The sequence below is a fragment of the Motiliproteus sediminis genome (assembly GCF_017912535.1).
Taxonomy (GTDB): Bacteria; Pseudomonadota; Gammaproteobacteria; order Pseudomonadales; family Balneatricaceae; genus Motiliproteus; species Motiliproteus sediminis.
Map to the genome: position 1 here is coordinate 135,475 of NZ_JAERQK010000002.1, position 16,154 is coordinate 151,628.

A 16,154-nucleotide genomic window follows, 5' to 3' on the forward strand; every position below is an offset into this window, starting at 1 on the left:
ACCAGCAAGGCCATACTCTTTTCTGACCATTCGGTCGGTTATTGACTTTAGTCAAGGTTACAACACATACAGGCCCCTATACTCGCCGCCTAAACAGAGCCCCGATCTTTCTTGTTCGCACCGAGCGGGGCGGCATTTTCGCACCGGAGTAATCAATGCCCACTTCTTCGAACGCCATCCAAAGCCTAAGCTTCAAAATCAACCTCTTACTAGTAACCCTAGTAACTCTGGTACTGGTAGCTTTCGGCAGTTACAACTATCTGGACCAGCGTGATGCTCAGCTTGCCCAGCTGCGCACTGCGGCAGAGTCCAGCCTCAACCGGCTGTCCATATCACTGGGTGAACCTTTGTGGAACTTTAACGACTCGTTGCTCAATCGCATCGTCGAATCAGAAATGAGTGCGGACGGCATCGCCGCAATATGGGTAGAAAGCGAAGGCGACAAACGCGCAGCGATGGGGCGTGATCAAGGTTGGCAGGCCGTTGCCATCGAAGCTCCTCCAAGGGCCAGCAGTTTTGAACTGAATCAGGATGTGCTGTTTCAAGACGGTGATGAAAGCCAGATAGCTGGCAAAGTCACGCTTTATCTCGACCAACGCTTCGTCGATGCTGCCCTGTTACGCGAACTGGTAAAGCTGGCAGTGCAAACCCTGCTGCTGGACATCATTCTATTCGCACTGATCGCGCTCATCATGCGCCGCCTTATCATCGAACCGCTGCATTCGGTCATCCGCACTGTCGAGGACATTGCCGACGGCGAGGGCGACCTCACCCAATCCCTCAATGCCTCGCGTAAGGACGAGTTTGGCTTGCTTGCCAGCAGCTTCAACCGTTTCACCGGCAAGTTACGCGAACTGACCGGAAACATCATCGGTGTGTCCGAGCAACTGTCCACCAGCGCCCAGACCACCGCCAGAATCACCCAGGACTCCAGTGACGGGCTCAGAATTCAACAGCAGGAGATGACGCAGGTCGCCACAGCAACCACTGAGATGGCGGCCACGATCAAAGAGGTGGCTCGCCATAGTAACGATGCCGCCGGTGCCGCCCAGCAAGCCAACGCCAAAACCGGCGACGGGCACAAGATTGCCGAAGATACGATCGCTTCTATCAACCAGTTGGCCTCGGAGCTGGAGAACACAACCAGCGTGATCCGCACCCTGGCAGCAGACAGTGAAAATATCGGCTCGATTCTGGAGGTGATCAACGGCATCTCCGAGCAAACCAACCTGCTGGCCCTGAATGCAGCGATAGAGGCGGCCCGTGCAGGTGAAATGGGCCGAGGATTCGCTGTCGTCGCCGACGAGGTTCGTAATCTGGCACAACGCACCTCCGCCGCAACCCACGAAATCCAGGAGATGATCGAGCGTCTGCGCAAAGGGGCTGGCGACGCCGTATCAGTAATGGAGCGGAGCCGCACCCGTACCGACGAGTGCGTCACCAATGCTGGTCGTGCCGGTGAAGCCTTACTGTCGATTCGCGAAGCGGTGACATTGATTAACGACATGAACCTGCAGATCGCCAGCGCCGCCGAGGAGCAAAGCGCCGTTAGCGAGGAGATCAATGCCAGCGTCACCCAGATCGCCGACATCGTCGATCAATCCGTAAGCCGGGCAACGGATGCGGCCCAGGCCAGCGACGAACAGGCCCAGCTATCGGCCCGACTGCAACAGCTGGTGGGCGTATTCAAGATCTAGTCAATTCAGTTTTCTTTGCAGGGACGGCAAAGAATCTGTACTACGGATGCGGCGACATGGACCAGCTGCCGCTCTGCAATGAGAGCACAACTATGAAAATGGCAAAAAACCTGATGCGGCTTGCAGCAATCCTGCTGTTGGGAGTATCCGGCACGGCTTGGGCACAAACCGTCAATCTGTATACCTATCACCTGTCACCGCCCTTTGTATCTGGTAAAGGCGCGGGGCTGACTTACGACCTTGCCACCTATTTGAGCGAGAAATCAGCGGGTAAATACCAGTTTCAGGTCCAGGAACTACCACGCAAACGCCTCAACGAAGTGATCAAGAGCGATGACGCGGGCGTGGTGCCCTGGGTGATGCCGGCATGGTTCCAGGACAAAGAGGAAACCAGCTATCTGTGGACTCAGGGCTTTTTCCCGGACGGCAACGCTCTGCTCTCGCCCGCCAGCGCCAAGATTGAGTACAACGGCGAGATCACCTCGCTTCACGGGCTGAAGTTTGGTGGCGTGCGCGGCCACAAGTATCAGGACATCGACGCTGCAGTCGAGGCTGGCAACATCAGTCGCCAGGACGCCCAGGATATCGATGCCAACCTCAGAAAGCTGGCCGCTGGTCGCATCGACTTTTCCTCCGCTGCAGATTCAGCCTCGCGCTATCTGGTTGCCGAGATGGGACTGAGCAGCAAGATCCACTTCTCCAGCACACCGCATACGCAGTACAACCGCCGTTTCCTGGTGATGAAAGCACTGCCTGAGGTCAAAGCCTTTTTGAGTCAGGTGGTGGCGGAGATGCCCACGGACGAAAAATGGGCGGCGATCGTGAGTCAGTATCAATAGCCGCACAGGATCAGCAAAACCGGGCCAAGCCCGGTTTTTTTTCGGGTCTGTCAGCGCCGCTCCCGCTCGGCCAGCTGCTGTTCGAGCTGTTCCAGCTTGGCGTAGAGGTCAGCGATGGTCGGCTCGTGCGCTTCCAGCGCCTGCTGCTTGAGCAATTTTTCATGCTCGTCGTTCATCACGTTGACCACGATACCGATCACCATATTGAGAAAGGCAAAGGCGGTAAAAAAGATAAAGCTGAGGTAGTAGAACCAACTCAGGGGATAAACCGCCATGGTTTCGTACATGACGTCGGTCCAGTCCTCAAAGGTCATCACCCGGAACAACGTCAGCATTGAGATAGCGATATCACCCCAGAGCTCCGGGTTGATGGTTTCGAACAAGGTGGCACCGATGGCGGCGTAGATGTAGAAGATGATAAACATCAGCAGCAGCACGTAACCCAGCTGTGGCAGCGCCTTGATCAGTGAGTTGAGCAGCATCCGCAGCTCCGGCACGATGGAGACCATCCGCAGCACCCGAAACACCCGCACCAGACGCGCCACCAGCGCCATATCGCTGTTATCGATCGGGATCAGACTGATCAGCACGATCAGGGTATCGAACAGGTTCCAGGGATTCTTGAAAAAATCGCGCCGATTGGCTTCACCGAGGAAACGGATGGTGATCTCGGTCAGAAAGAAGGCGGTGATCAGGTGGTCGAGCCAACCCAGCAACCGCTGCGGCGTCGGCGGCAGTTCGTAGGTTTTCACCCCCACCAGCAGCGCTGAGGCGATTATCACCGCCACCACAAACAGCTCGAACGCTTTGTTGCTGCGGATTCGGTCGAAGGTAGCCTGAAGTTCTGAGGTATTCATGGGCAGGGTCTCACCGGCGACGAACGAACGTCCGCCGCCATGTCGGTTGCATCACTGACGGGTTTATTCGCTGATATTGTCCAACCCGCGGGTCGCCATCGCGACGGCGCGGAACACCGCCCGCCCCTTGTTCATGGTTTCTTTCCACTCCAGCCGCGGGATGGAGTCGGCCACCACCCCGGCACCGGCCTGAATATGCAGCGTGCCATCCTTGATCACTGCAGTACGAATGGCGATGGCGGTATCCATGTTGCCGTTCCAGGACAGGTACCCCACCGCGCCGCCGTAGACGCCGCGTTTGACCGGTTCCAGCTCGTCGATGATCTCCATCGCCCGGATCTTGGGCGCACCACTCAAAGTACCGGCAGGATGGGTGGCGCGCAGCACATCGATGGCGCTCTTGCCCGGTTTGAGCTTACCGGTGACGTTGGAAACAATATGCATCACGTGGGAGTACCGCTCGATCACCATCTTGTCGGTCAGCTCGACCGTGCCGATCTCTGCCACCCGACCGACGTCGTTACGGCCAAGATCGATCAGCATCAGGTGCTCGGCGATCTCCTTGGGATCAGCCAGCAGCTCCTCCTCCATCGCCTTGTCCTGCTCGGGAGTGGCCCCGCGCTTGCGGGTACCGGCAATAGGACGCACGGTGACCTCACCGTCTTCAAGCCGCGCGAGGATCTCCGGCGACGAGCCCACCACATGAAAATCACCCAGATTAAGAGCGTACATGTAGGGCGAGGGATTGAGGCAGCGCAGCGCACGGTAAAGATCCAGCGGCCGGGCGCTGAACGGAATCGACATACGCTGGGCGATCACCGTCTGCATCACGTCACCGGCCAGGATGTACTCTTTGATCTTGTCTACCGCCGCTTCGAACGCGTCCTGCTCAAAGCCGGGCACGAAGTCGTCTTCGTTCACCCGTCCGGTTGCTGCAGGCGGCTCCACCGCGCCCGGCACGGCAAAGCGCAGCCTCGCCACCAGCTCATCCAGACGCAGCCCGGCCTGCTCAAAGGCGCCCTCTTCAGCCGGATCGGCGTGCACGATCAGGATCAGCTTGCCGCTCAGGTTATCGAACACCACCAGCTCGTCAGACACCATCAGCAGAATATCGGGGGTTCCCAGTGCATCCGGCGGAATATTGCTGAGCTTGGGTTCGATATAGCGCACGGTGTCGTAGCCAAAGTACCCCACCAGCCCGCCGTTGAACCGCGGCAGACCATCGATATGGGGTACCCGGTAGCGCTGGTGAAAGCTCTCGACAAAGGCCAGCGGGTCATCGCTGTGCTGCTGCTCTACCACCTCACCGTCCGTGGTGACGCTGACCTCGTGGTCGTGCACCTTGAGCACGGTACGACAGGGCAGGCCGATGATGGAGTAGCGCCCCCACTTTTCTCCGCCCTGCACCGATTCCAGCAAGTAGCTGTAAGGGCCATCGGCCAGTTTCAGGTAGGTGCTCAGCGGGGTGTCGAGATCAGCCAGTACTTCACGGCTGACGGGAATACGGTTGTAGTTGGCGGCGGCCAGTTCGGCAAAACGTTCAGGGGTCATGGGTCTATCCATTCAACAAAGATCAACAACAACGAGGCGACAGTATGTTCTCAGCCTCGCCATCGTTGGCTGCGCGCGATTGCTGTGGGGCGCATATCGGCCATCGGTAGACCCTTAGTCAGACGTTAGGTAATGGGTAAATCAAGGCAAAAAACCTTATAGCAGCTCGGTCAGTGAATCAACCGTCCAATCGGCCCCCGCCTCACTGATGGGAGTACCGTGGTTATAGCCATAGCTGACACAGGCCACCGGCATCCCTGCGGCGCGGGCGGCGCGCACATCGGTCATCGAATCACCCACCATCAGGCAACGCTCGGGCGCCACGCCGAAATGCTCGGCCGCATGCTGCAACGGTGCCGGATGGGGCTTTTTGGTTGCCAGGCTGTCGCCGCCCAACACCAGCGCGAAGTGGCCGTCGATCCCAAAGCTGTCCAGCAGCGGCGGCACAAAGCGCTCCGGCTTGTTGGTCACCACCGCCATCGGCACCTGACGCGCACTCAGTTGTTGCAGGCATTCGCTGACGCCGGGATAGAGCCGGGTGCCCACTTCCGGTTGTTCGCCATAAAACTCCAGAAACAGTGCTAATGCGTCCTCAACCTGATCGGCAGCGGGTGCGGGAAGCGCCTCACGGTTGCCCGCCAGCGCGCGCTCGACCAGCTTCTGCGCACCGTTGCCTACCCAGTCGCGCACCTTGTCGACACCTGCTTGCGGTCGCCCCAGCGCGGCCAGAGTACGGTCCACCGCGGCAGCCAGGCTGGGTACGCTGTCTACCAGGGTACCGTCGAGATCAAACAGTACCGCCTCCGGCGGCAGGGTGGAAAAAGGCGACATCGATCAGACCCTGGCCAGTTCGGCGCGCATGGCGGCGATGGTGGCGGCGTAATCGTCGGTATTGAAGATGGCAGAACCAGCGACAAAGGTATCGGCCCCCGCGCGGGCGATCTCGGCAATATTGCCGACCCCCACGCCACCGTCGATTTCCAGGCGAATATCACGACCACTGGCGTCGATCAGCTGGCGCGCTTCGGCCAGCTTGTTGAGGGTATGGGGAATAAACTTCTGCCCGCCGAACCCGGGGTTGACCGACATCAGCAGCACCATGTCGAGTTTGTCCATCACGTGCTCAAGACAGTGCAGCGGGGTGGCGGGATTGAACACCAGTCCCGCCTTGCAACCACCATCGCGGATCAGCTGCAGACTGCGGTCGATATGCTCGCTCGCTTCCGGGTGGAAGGTGATATAGGTGGCGCCAGCCTCGATAAAGTCGCCAATAATCCGGTCCACCGGCTTGACCATCAGGTGAACGTCGATCGGTGCCTGAATGCCGTGGTTACGCAGCGCCTTGCACACCATCGGGCCGATGGTGAGGTTGGGCACGTAGTGGTTGTCCATCACGTCGAAATGGACGATGTCGGCCCCGGCCGCCAGCACGTTGTCGACCTCTTCACCCAGGCGGGCGAAGTCGGCGGAAAGAATCGAAGGTGCAATCTGAAAATCGGTCATGGAGTCCCCGGACGGCTGGTCGCTGAATTCGGCCGCTATTCTACCCCAACCGCGGCCAGCTCAGAACAGCCGTGTCCAGCTGAGCGACAAGGAACCGTAATCGTGGCTGCTGGGCTGAGTGGTGAACTCCTTGGTTCGCAAGATACGGGCGTAAGAGATCTCCAGATCACCCAGCACCAGCGCCACGCCGTAGGCCAGGTCCGCCACCAGCGGCTCCTTGTCAACACTATGACTGTCGCTGAAGCTGTTGCCGTCAAGGAAGATATCCCGCAGCACCCAACGCCCGTCCAGCGATGCGAACAGGTGCACTCCGCGGCGCAGTTTGTCCAGCCGGGCCGCGTCCAGCGGCGAGGGGTGATAATCAGCCCCGGGGGCGCTGTTGTCACCTCCGGGCCGCAGCGCCGAGGTGCCGAAGTCGTCGGGGATATTCCAGCCCAGGCGCACTTCGCCGCCGGCATTCAGGTAGGTGGCCACATTACCCAGACTGCCGCCCCCATGGAGGATAAGATCGCTCCCCCAGCCACCGAATGCCCGCGTATTTCCCCACTTGCGTTTCTGCTCCCAGATCAGTTGCAGCCCCGGTTCATTATCGAGCTGGTTATCCCAGCCCTGAAACTTGGCAAATCCGCGCAGTTCATGAATAAAGTCCTGCGTTTCCTGCCCCAGCGCCGCCGGTCCCACCATACCAAGATTGAGGCCAAGGGTATCGAGCCGGTTATCACGGCGCAGATTATAAGCCACTCCGGTGTAGAGCCAGCCTGCGTAGGGGCGCTGGTCCGACACCACCTCGGTGGCGTTGATATCCTCGGGGGTATAAATTGATTGGCCAATACTGAATACCAACCGCCGCTCCTGCAGACAGTTACCCTCGTCGCCGGGCAACACCCCCCGCATCGCCTTGTTGAGCGCGATGATCCAGGGCGCCAGCTGTGGGTCATCGGTGAAACTGGCGAGAACAGGTGAGATCAGCGACACCCGAATGCCATTGGTGTAGTTCTGATCAGTCTCCTCGAACAGGTCATTTTCAAAATACAGGTTGCCTACCCAGTGTTCCCGACCCTGTACTGTCGAAGGGGCCGCACAATCAGCCACCGCGCTTTGTCCCAGCAGAGAGAACAACAGCAGCATCCCTCCCAGCATGGGCCGCACGCCACTACAACCGGAACTCACTCCGGCGTGGTAGGTTTCAGTACTGAAGCTGCGTATAATCGCCGCCATGCATACTCCCCTCTGGCGTACCTGTTTTTTAGCCCTTGGCCTGTCGCTGCTGGCGGGCGCGGCGCTGGCCGCCGACCCAGCAGCCGACGCTACCCCGCCCGCAGGCGACAGCGAGCGGCTGCTGCCTGACAAGGAGCAGGAGCGGATGATCGCGCTGGCCGCCAGTCAGCCCGCCAGCACCACTCCATTGTGGCTGGAAACCCAGCACGAATCCTATCTGGCCCTGTACCAGCCCGCCAACCGCCCCCAGCCCCGGGGCGGAGTTCTGTTGCTGCCCCACGACCGTACCAGCCCCGACTGGCCCGGGGCGATGCAAACACTGCGCCGCGGACTACCGGATAAAGGCTGGCACACCCTGGCCATCGCCCTGCCGGACGAACCGCTGCCACTGCTGCCGCGCTTTGAGAGTGCCAGCGATGCCGCAACCAGCAACGAAGAGTCACCATTGCAGGACCACTACCTGCGCATCAGCCAACGGATAGAGACCGCGCTGGCCGCTCTGCGCGAACGCGGCGCCACCAAGATCTACCTGATCGGTGAAGGCAGCGGTGGCTACTGGACCAACCGCTACGTCAGCGAACACCTGGGGGAGCAACTCTACCCGATTCTGATCGATGCCAGTGAACCCAACACCGCGGTGCAGCCGCTGCACCAACTGACCGATGCCCTGTCGATGCCGGCCCTGGACCTCTACCACGGCGATGGTCTGGGCCAGACTGCCGCAGCGCGCGCCGCCAAGCTGCGCGCCGATGCCGCGCGCCGCGCCGGCCACTCAAGCTATTTCAGCGTCCGCATGCCACCGCAAGCCGACGATTGGCGTCAGACCGACCCACGCCTGCTGTCCCTGATCAGCGGTATGATCGACAAGCGACTCGAGGCCGCTTCGCAACCCCAGCCCCAGCCGGAACCGGAGCCGGCCCGTGGCCAGCAGCGCCCGGGGCGTCGAGGCTAGATCCTGTGCCCCACACCCACGGCCTGAAGTCCGGCACAGCATGGCGCTTGTCTAGCGCTGTCCACGTGCCTTGCGCACCCGGTCGTAGGCGGCCTGAATCTCCTGAGTTTTCTCTTTAGCCAGCTGCATCATCTCTTCCGGCAACCCCTTGGCGATCAGCTTATCGGGGTGATGCTGGCTCATCAGCTTGCGATAGGCGCGCTTAACCTCGGCATCAGTGGCGCTTTCGCTTACTCCAAGCACTCCGTAGGCATCGGCCAGTCGCTCGCCGCTGGCCTCACCCTGCTGGTGCGAGCGATAGGCCTGCCCGTGAAAAGCCTGCTCGGCGCGGCAGCGAAACAGGATCTGCTCCAGGTCGGCGTAGCTGATCTGCAGCTGGGTGCAGATCGCCTGTATCACGCTGAGTTCTTGCGGGCTGACGTCACCATCAGCAAACGCCGCCTGCAGCTGGATTTCGACAAACATCTGCTTGACCGAGCGGCGGTGACGTATCAGGCGCGCCAGCGGCACCATCACCTCATTGATATCAAAGTCGGACTGTTTGCCGCGGGTAAACAGCTCGATCGCCTGCTGGCGTTTATCTACGGACAGATTCATCCGCGCCATCACATCGCGGGCAAACTGGATCTCGTTCTCGGATACCCGACCGTCGGCCTTGGCCAGCTTACCCATTACCGCAAAGGTAGCCTCGAAGAACGCCTGCTGCGGATTGAGCGTACTGAGCTTGAAGCCGTTGAAAGCGTTTTGCAGACCGTAGCCTACAGCTGCACCAAACAGCAGACCGATGAAGCCACCGCTGAACAGCCCCAGCAGCGCGCCAATCAGAATGCCGGTGCGATTGTTGTACACCAGACTGCCGAACTGCTCCGCTTTCATAACTCCTGCTCCTTGCTCCGAAAATGCTGATCCAGCTGTTGCAGCCGCGCCGGTGTTCCCACGTCGAGCCAGAACCCCGAATGATACTGTCCGCCAACACGCCCCGCCGCCATCGCCCGGCGCAACAGCGGCGCCAAGGGAAACGCACCATCGCTCTGGCCGTTAAACAGTGCCGGCGAGAGCAGACTGACACCGCTGAAGGTCAGGCGCTGTCCGGCACCGTCACTGCTCACCCGACCGGCATCATCGAGGACAAAATCCCCGCCGGGGTTGTGCGTCGGATTATCGACCAGTACCAGATGGGCAAGATCATCACCCAGCGTCGGCAACGTGCCAAAATTGAGGTCGCAACTGATATCGCCGTTAACCAACAGAAACGGCTGATCACCCAGCAGCGCCAGCGCACGGTAAATACCGCCGCCAGTTTCCAGAGGTTCGCCCTCGCGCGAATAAGCGATCTGCACACCCCAGGGTTCACCGTCGCCCAGTGCCGCTTCGATCTGCTCGCCGCAATAAGCGGTATTGATCACCAGTTGGCGGAAACCGGCCGCGGCCAGCTGCTCGATATGGTGCACGATCAGCGCTTTCCCACCCGCCTGTAACAACGGTTTAGGGCAGTGGTCGGTCAGCGGCCGCATCCGGGTTCCAAGCCCGGCGGCAAGAATCATCGCTTTCACCCGATCGCCTCCAGCGCCTTGGCGTCAAAGTAACCACTCTGCGCCATCGCCGGCAGCAACCGCTCGCGTAGCAACAGGGAAAGGCCGGCAAACTCCGGGTAGCGCTCCCCAACGCTGAGCAGGTAATGAAAGGTCAGCGGAATATCCTTTAGATAGCCGACTTTGCCATCTCGTAGCATCAGGCGGGCAAAGATGCCCAACACTTTAAGATGACGCTGCATCCCCATCAGGTCGAACCAACGCAAGAATTGCGCTGCCGGTACTACCGCCATGATGGTGGCCTCTTCTGCCATCCGCTGATACCTCAGAGCCCAGCTTTCCACCTGTTCCTCGGGCCACTGGATATAGCAATCACGCAACAGCGATACCAGATCGTAGGTCACCGGCCCCAGTACGGCGTCCTGAAAGTCGATCACACCCGGCGTCGCCTCCGCGGTGACCATCAGATTGCGGCTGTGATAGTCGCGGTGGACGCAGACCTGCGGTTGATCCAGCGCCGAATCCACCAGACGCTGCTCTACCGCCGCCAGCATATTTTGCTCTTTATTGCCCAGCTGCTGGCCCAGCAGCTGGGTGACAAACCAGTCGCCAAACAGCGCCATCTCACGTTTGAGCAGCGCCTCATCGTAAGGCGGTAGCGGCTTGCCGAGGATTGAGCGGCACTGTTGGATGTGGGTCAGGGTCAGCATCGCCTTGTGGTAGAGCTGATCAGCATTGTGCGCGTTGAGATGGGGCAGATACAGCTCATCTCCCAGATCTGACAGCAACATGAACCCCTGCGTCAGGTCGGCCTCATGCACCTTTGGTGCATGGATCTCCAGCGGTTCCCAGGCGCGGGCGATCGCGACAAAAGGCGCGCTGTCCTCTTTATCAGGCGGCGCATCAACGGCGATCCAGCTCAGGTTGTGGCTGCGCACGCGAAAATAGCGCCGAAAACTGGCGTCGCCAGAGACAGTGTCCAGCGACCAGTCCGGTGTCAGGTCTATACCCAGACGTTCAAAGGTCGCTGCAATCCAGGTACGCAACTGTTCACGCCGCTTATCCATCTAATTCTCCGACTCCAGGGGGTGCACAGGGATTTCCCCCTTCTCCCCGATGCTTTATCATTCGCGGTTGCTGTGGAAACGCGCATAGTAACAAGAAAACCATCATGATCGGACAGGGCATTCCCGTCCGGCACGCTGCCCCGGGAGCCAGCACCCCCTCATGTCCCTGCAACCCTGTTCACGCCTTGCTGCCCTGTCGCTCGCTCTGGTTCTCAGCCAGCTCCCGGCAACGGCGACCGCAGCAGCCGGCGGCGGTTGGGACTGCAGTGCCACTGACGATGGCTGGAACTGCAACGGCCCGGCCACCCCGGCAACAGCAGCCACCGCCAGCGCCGTCCCCGAACAGAGCGCTCGGTTGACCACGGCCAGGGCTAGCGGGTTCCTGGTTGCCTACCCCGACGCCTATGCCGACCCCTTCAGTGGCAACCCGTTCGCCTACCTGGACTGGTACCCGCACCCTGACGGAGTCTCGCCGCAAACCCACTGCGAAGGCGGCTACCTGACCCCTCGACTGCGCTTCGACGACGGCAGGCTCCCGGATGACCAGCAGCCCATTTTCGCCAGCGCCGACAGCAGCAATACTGAAGGCAACCGCCTGACCCGACTCGAGGGGAATGTTTACCTGCGCAAGGGCGATCGCCAGATCCGCAGCCAGCAAGCCTCCATCGAACACCAGGCCGAACAGGCCCAACTGGACGGGCTGGTACAGATACGAGAGCCCAACCTGCTGCTGCTGGGCGAGCGCGCGGAGATCGACTTTGGCAAAGGGGGCGCTACGGTGCGCGACGCCGAATTCGTGATCCATGCCAGCGAATTACGCGGCGACGCCGACTCCATTGAGCGGCTTGAAAACGGCCATGTGGTGATTCACGACGGCCGCTACACCCGTTGCCAGCCCGGCAACGACTCCTGGACCATCAACGGCAGTGAGATCGTACTCCGCCCCGACACCGGACTGGGATCGGTCTCCCACGCTACCCTGAGGCTGGGAGATGTGCCGGTACTCTACGTCCCCTATATGTACTTCCCCATCGATGACCGTCGCATGTCGGGATTCCTGCCGCCGCGCCTGTCGGTGGATAAAACCAACGGCGTTGATATCACCGTTCCCTATTACTTTAATCTCGCTCCCCACTACGATGACACCCTGACCATCCGGCAGATAGAAAAACGCGGCACCCAGCTGGAGAACGAGTTCCGCTATCTGCACCCGGTGGGGCTGTTTGCGCTCAGTACCTCCTGGCTCGGCAGCGACAAGATTCAGGGCGACGACCGCTGGCTGTTCGGCTTCGACCACAGCGGCAGTCCCGCCCGCGGCTGGCGCTCCCAGATCGACTTTACCCGGGTCAGCGATGAAACCTACTTTGACGATCTGGGCACCCATCTGGATATCAACCGGGACACCCATCTGCAGCAACTGGGCAGCGTCAACTACAGCGGCAGCAGCCACAATTTTTCACTGGTGGCGCAGGATTATCAGGTGATCGACCTGGCCACCACCGACCCCTACGCCAAACTACCGCAAGCCACCTTCTGGGGTTCGCCCGCAGCCTGGAACAGCGACCGGCTGCAGCTCAAATACCTGGCGGAGGTCACCCGTTTCGACCGCAACCCCGAGGACTTCACCGGCAGCGCCCGTACCACGGGTGATCGCGCCTATGTCGAGGCAAGCATCGGCACCCCCTTTAACTGGCCCTGGGCTTTCATTCGCCCCAGCATTGAGTTGAGCCATACCCGCTACGCGCTGGAAAACCAGCCTGCGGGCACAGACGATGCGCCCTCGCGTACCCAGCCGCGCTTCAGCCTCGATACCGGCTTGTTCTTTGAACGCCCGGTGAGTCTGGGCGAAGATGCTTACATTCAAACGCTGGAACCGCGGCTGTTTCTGGTGGAGGCACCCTTCAGGGATCAGAGCGAGCTGCCCAACTTCGATAGCGGTGAACTCACCTTCGGCTTCGGCCAACTGTTCCGCAAGGACCGCTTCAGCGGCCGCGATCGTACCGGCGACACCCGACAGGCCACGATCGGCGTAACCAGCCGCTTTCTCGAAAGCAGCGGCCGCGAACGTTTCGCCCTAAGCGGTGGCCAGATTTTCTATTTTGAAGATCGCGAGGTGCGCCTGGACGGCGGCGCGCCGGCACTGGAAGAGGAGCGTTCGGAGTTCGCCGCCGAAGCCTCCTGGCGCGCCAGCGACGCCCTGACCCTGAGTGCCGACGCGCTGTGGACCGAGGACTTCAGCCACAACAGGGTCCGCAACTTCAAGCTCGGTTACCGCAGCGATCTTGACCATCAGTTCCACACCAACTACCGCTTCACTGACGACGAACTGGAACAGCTCGACCTGTCACTGATCTGGCCGCTCAACAGCCGCTGGAGCGTGGTCGGCCGCTGGCTGCAGGATCTGGAAAACAGTGAACCTCTGGACCAGATCGCAGGTCTGGAATATGAGAACTGCTGCTGGCAGGTCCGCACCCTGTACCGCTACTGGATCAACGACAATAGCGTGCAGCGGGAAAACGAAGGTATCTTTTTCCAGATTGTGCTCAAAGGCCTTGGCAGCCTGGGTGCGCAAGCTGCCGGTGACAGCGGCGGCAGTGCCAAGAGCTTCCTCAAAGACATTACCGGATTCGAAGAACGAGAGGATTTATGACAAGCCGTTTCTCCGCCCTCAGCCGCACCCTGCTGCTGACTACGTTATTGACCGGTGGCGCCGCCCAGGCACAGGAGCAGTTGCTCGACCAGGTGGTCGCTATCGTCAACAGCAACGTGATCATGCAAACCGAACTCGAACGCCGCGCCGCGGTGATCGAACAACAGCTGCAGGAACGCAACACCCCGATCCCTGCGCGCAAGGAATTTTTACAGCAGGTACTGGAGAAGATGATCTCCGACGAACTGCAGATGCAGCAGGCGGAGCAGAACGGTTTCAAGGTTACCGACCCCGACCTCAACCGCACCGTAGAACGCATCGCCGCCAGCAACAACCTCAGCCTGGAGCAGTTCAAGAACCAGCTGGAGGCGGAAGGTCAGGATTATCGCGAAGTCCGCGAGCAGATCCGCAGTGAGATGCTGATTACTCAGGTGCGCGAGCGACTGGTGAACCAACGGATCCAGATCAGTGACCAGGAGGTGGAGAACTTTCTCGCCTCGGAGCAGGGGCAGCGCAGCGCCGAACCCGACCTGCACCTGCAGCACATCATGATCCCCATTGCTGAACCGGGCACCGCGGCTGAGCTCACGGCTGCCAGCGACAAGGCCGATAAACTCTACCGCGAACTGCAGCAGGGAGCCGACTTTGCCCGTCTCGCTGTGGCTCACTCCAAGGGTCAGAGTGCGCTGGAAGGCGGTGACATCGGTTGGCGCAACCTCAGCGAGTTGCCGGAGAAACTCGGTGAGCAGTTGGCTGACAAATCCCCCGGCGACATCACCCGCCCCTTTCGGCTTGGCGGCGGCTTTCACCTGCTCAAGATCATCGAGCAACGTGGCGGCAGCGTGCAGATGATCGACCAGACCCGAGTGCGCCATATCCTGATCAAGACCAGCGAGATCCGCAACGAACAGCAGGCCGAATCGCTGATCAATGAGATTCACCAGCGGATCAGCAACGGCGAACCCTTTGACGAGCTGGCGCGCCGCTACAGCGATGATCCCGGCAGCGGCAGCGAGGGCGGCATGCTGGGCTGGGCCTCACCGGGGCAGATGGTGCCGGCTTTCGAAGGCGCAATGAACCAGACCGCGGTAGGCGAACTCAGCGCCCCGTTCCAGAGCCGCTTTGGCTGGCATATTCTTGAGGTACTGGAGCGCCGCTCGCAGGACTTCGGCGACCGGATTCTGGCCAACCAGGCCCGCGAAACCATCCGTAAGCGCAAATTCGCAGAAGAAACCTCCAACTGGATGCGAGAGCTACGGTCACAGGCCTACATCGAGTCCAAACTCTGATGCCCGCCGTCACCCGCCTGGCACTGACGCCAGGGGAACCGGCCGGAATCGGCCCCGATCTCTGCGTGCGTCTGGCACAGCAGCCGCAACCGCACCAGCTGATCGCCGTCGCTGATCCGGCGCTGCTGCTGGAGCGCGCCAAGCAACTCGGGCTGCCGCTTGAACTGCGACCTTACGATCCCTCCCAACCGGCTCACCCCAGCGCTGCTGGCGAGCTGTGGATCGACCCGATTCCGCTGCGCGCAGAGGTCATCTGCGGCCAACTCGACCCGGCCAACGCCCGCTACGTGCTCGACACCCTGACTCTGGCCGCCAACGGCTGCCTCGACGGCCGCTATGATGCGCTGGTCACCGCCCCGGTGCACAAGGGGGTGATCAACGACGCCGGCATCCCCTTCAGCGGCCATACCGAGTTTTTGCAGCAGCTCACCGGGGTCGACGAGGTGGTGATGATGCTGGCCACCGAGGGACTCCGGGTAGCGTTGGTCACCACTCACCTGCCGCTGTCTGCGGTGCCGGCGGCCATCACCCCGGAGCGGATCAGCCGCGTCACCCGTATCCTCGCCCGCGACCTGCGCCAGCGCTTTGGGCTGGCAGCGCCGCGCATTCTGGTCTGCGGCCTCAACCCCCACGCCGGCGAGGGTGGACACCTGGGACGCGAAGAGATCGACGTGATCGAGCCGACACTGGCACAACTGCGCAGCGAAGGCCTCGATCTGGTAGGCCCGCTGCCCGCCGACACCCTGTTTACTCCCCACAGTCTGCAGGGTGCTGATGCGGTGCTGGCGATGTATCATGATCAGGGGCTGCCGGTGCTCAAACACAAAGGCTTCGGTGCCGCCGTCAATATCACCCTGGGGATGCCGATCATCCGCACCTCAGTCGATCACGGCACCGCCCTCGACCTTGCCGGCAGCGGCCGAGGTGAGCTGGGCAGCCTGCAAACCGCTATCGCCTGCGCCGCCGAAATGGCCGGTGCGGACACCACAATCAGGTAAC

Annotated in this window: 14 protein-coding genes; 6 read left to right on the top strand and 8 right to left on the bottom strand. The window is 60.8% G+C overall.

The genetic code is table 11. From position 1 onward, the window contains the following. The first annotated feature begins 155 nt into the window (after positions 1 to 155). On the top strand, positions 156 to 1,697 hold the full coding sequence (locus tag JJQ76_RS05055) for a methyl-accepting chemotaxis protein (protein ID WP_210395634.1): 1,542 nt from the start codon (positions 156 to 158) through the stop codon (positions 1,695 to 1,697). A 92-nt stretch (positions 1,698 to 1,789) separates the two neighbouring features. Continuing rightward, positions 1,790 to 2,536 (top strand): substrate-binding periplasmic protein, encoded by a 747-nt coding sequence (locus JJQ76_RS05060; RefSeq protein WP_210395635.1) that lies wholly within the window; start codon positions 1,790 to 1,792, stop codon positions 2,534 to 2,536. Between the two features lie 50 nt (positions 2,537 to 2,586). Here the strand turns inward: JJQ76_RS05060 and JJQ76_RS05065 are convergent, their stop codons facing one another. The 5 genes from JJQ76_RS05065 to JJQ76_RS05085 all read right to left on the bottom strand — a co-directional run bounded on the left by JJQ76_RS05065 (position 2,587) and on the right by JJQ76_RS05085 (position 7,665). Next, complete coding sequence (locus JJQ76_RS05065; protein WP_210395636.1) at positions 2,587 to 3,393, bottom strand: ion transporter; 807 nt, start codon at positions 3,391 to 3,393, stop codon at positions 2,587 to 2,589. Positions 3,394 to 3,456: 63 nt separating this feature from the next. Further along, entirely contained in the window at positions 3,457 to 4,944 is a 1,488-nt protein-coding gene (trpE, locus tag JJQ76_RS05070) for an anthranilate synthase component I (RefSeq protein ID WP_210395637.1), read from the bottom strand. Between the two features lie 156 nt (positions 4,945 to 5,100). Further along, positions 5,101 to 5,775, bottom strand: coding sequence for a phosphoglycolate phosphatase (locus JJQ76_RS05075; RefSeq protein WP_210395638.1), 675 nt, complete (start codon positions 5,773 to 5,775; stop codon positions 5,101 to 5,103). A gap of 3 nt (positions 5,776 to 5,778) precedes the next feature. Beyond that, the gene (gene rpe, locus JJQ76_RS05080; RefSeq protein ID WP_210395639.1) at positions 5,779 to 6,447 is read right to left on the bottom strand and encodes a ribulose-phosphate 3-epimerase; all 669 of its coding nucleotides are present in this window, start codon (positions 6,445 to 6,447) and stop codon (positions 5,779 to 5,781) included. Between the two features lie 60 nt (positions 6,448 to 6,507). Continuing rightward, positions 6,508 to 7,665, bottom strand: a complete 1,158-nt coding sequence (locus tag JJQ76_RS05085; protein ID WP_246480313.1) for a lipid A deacylase LpxR family protein — start codon at positions 7,663 to 7,665, stop codon at positions 6,508 to 6,510. Here JJQ76_RS05085 and JJQ76_RS05090 point away from each other — a divergent pair. After that, on the top strand, positions 7,664 to 8,617 hold the full coding sequence (locus tag JJQ76_RS05090; RefSeq protein WP_210395640.1) for a DUF3530 family protein: 954 nt from the start codon (positions 7,664 to 7,666) through the stop codon (positions 8,615 to 8,617). The two genes, JJQ76_RS05085 and JJQ76_RS05090, sit on opposite strands and share 2 nt — an antisense overlap. A gap of 51 nt (positions 8,618 to 8,668) precedes the next feature. Here JJQ76_RS05090 and djlA read toward each other — a convergent pair whose 3' ends face one another. The 3 genes from djlA to JJQ76_RS05105 are packed head-to-tail and all read right to left on the bottom strand — an operon-like array spanning position 8,669 to position 11,216. Continuing rightward, complete coding sequence (gene djlA, locus JJQ76_RS05095; protein WP_210395641.1) at positions 8,669 to 9,493, bottom strand: co-chaperone DjlA; 825 nt, start codon at positions 9,491 to 9,493, stop codon at positions 8,669 to 8,671. After that, on the bottom strand, positions 9,490 to 10,170 hold the full coding sequence (gene murU / locus JJQ76_RS05100) for an N-acetylmuramate alpha-1-phosphate uridylyltransferase MurU (protein WP_210395642.1): 681 nt from the start codon (positions 10,168 to 10,170) through the stop codon (positions 9,490 to 9,492). The genes djlA and murU overlap by 4 nt, the downstream gene beginning before the upstream one ends. Beyond that, on the bottom strand, positions 10,167 to 11,216 hold the full coding sequence (locus JJQ76_RS05105; RefSeq protein WP_210395643.1) for an aminoglycoside phosphotransferase family protein: 1,050 nt from the start codon (positions 11,214 to 11,216) through the stop codon (positions 10,167 to 10,169). The genes murU and JJQ76_RS05105 overlap by 4 nt, the downstream gene beginning before the upstream one ends. A gap of 160 nt (positions 11,217 to 11,376) precedes the next feature. Between JJQ76_RS05105 and JJQ76_RS05110 the strand changes: the two genes are divergently transcribed. Genes JJQ76_RS05110 through pdxA form a run of 3 tightly spaced genes read left to right on the top strand, consistent with a single transcriptional unit; the run spans position 11,377 to position 16,153 of the window. After that, entirely contained in the window at positions 11,377 to 13,866 is a 2,490-nt protein-coding gene (locus JJQ76_RS05110; protein ID WP_210395644.1) for an LPS-assembly protein LptD, read from the top strand. Then, positions 13,863 to 15,155 (top strand): peptidylprolyl isomerase, encoded by a 1,293-nt coding sequence (locus JJQ76_RS05115; protein ID WP_210395645.1) that lies wholly within the window; start codon positions 13,863 to 13,865, stop codon positions 15,153 to 15,155. Before JJQ76_RS05110 ends, JJQ76_RS05115 begins: the two co-directional genes overlap by 4 nt. Then, entirely contained in the window at positions 15,155 to 16,153 is a 999-nt protein-coding gene (gene pdxA, locus JJQ76_RS05120) for a 4-hydroxythreonine-4-phosphate dehydrogenase PdxA (protein WP_210395646.1), read from the top strand. The genes JJQ76_RS05115 and pdxA overlap by 1 nt, the downstream gene beginning before the upstream one ends. Position 16,154 lies beyond the last annotated feature (1 nt).

Excerpts from the sequence above, each read along its gene's own strand:
- JJQ76_RS05055 (WP_210395634.1), top strand. The coding sequence starts at position 156 with ATGCCCACTTCTTCGAACGCCATCCAAAGCCTAAGCTTCAAAATCAAC.
- JJQ76_RS05060 (WP_210395635.1), top strand. The coding sequence starts at position 1,790 with ATGAAAATGGCAAAAAACCTGATGCGGCTTGCAGCAATCCTGCTGTTG.
- JJQ76_RS05065 (WP_210395636.1), bottom strand. The coding sequence starts at position 3,393 with ATGAATACCTCAGAACTTCAGGCTACCTTCGACCGAATCCGCAGCAAC.
- trpE (WP_210395637.1), bottom strand. The coding sequence starts at position 4,944 with ATGACCCCTGAACGTTTTGCCGAACTGGCCGCCGCCAACTACAACCGT.
- JJQ76_RS05075 (WP_210395638.1), bottom strand. The coding sequence starts at position 5,775 with ATGTCGCCTTTTTCCACCCTGCCGCCGGAGGCGGTACTGTTTGATCTC.
- rpe (WP_210395639.1), bottom strand. The coding sequence starts at position 6,447 with ATGACCGATTTTCAGATTGCACCTTCGATTCTTTCCGCCGACTTCGCC.
- JJQ76_RS05090 (WP_210395640.1), top strand. The coding sequence starts at position 7,664 with ATGCATACTCCCCTCTGGCGTACCTGTTTTTTAGCCCTTGGCCTGTCG.
- JJQ76_RS05085 (WP_246480313.1), bottom strand. The coding sequence starts at position 7,665 with ATGGCGGCGATTATACGCAGCTTCAGTACTGAAACCTACCACGCCGGA.
- djlA (WP_210395641.1), bottom strand. The coding sequence starts at position 9,493 with ATGAAAGCGGAGCAGTTCGGCAGTCTGGTGTACAACAATCGCACCGGC.
- JJQ76_RS05105 (WP_210395643.1), bottom strand. The coding sequence starts at position 11,216 with ATGGATAAGCGGCGTGAACAGTTGCGTACCTGGATTGCAGCGACCTTT.
- JJQ76_RS05110 (WP_210395644.1), top strand. The coding sequence starts at position 11,377 with ATGTCCCTGCAACCCTGTTCACGCCTTGCTGCCCTGTCGCTCGCTCTG.
- JJQ76_RS05115 (WP_210395645.1), top strand. The coding sequence starts at position 13,863 with ATGACAAGCCGTTTCTCCGCCCTCAGCCGCACCCTGCTGCTGACTACG.
- pdxA (WP_210395646.1), top strand. The coding sequence starts at position 15,155 with ATGCCCGCCGTCACCCGCCTGGCACTGACGCCAGGGGAACCGGCCGGA.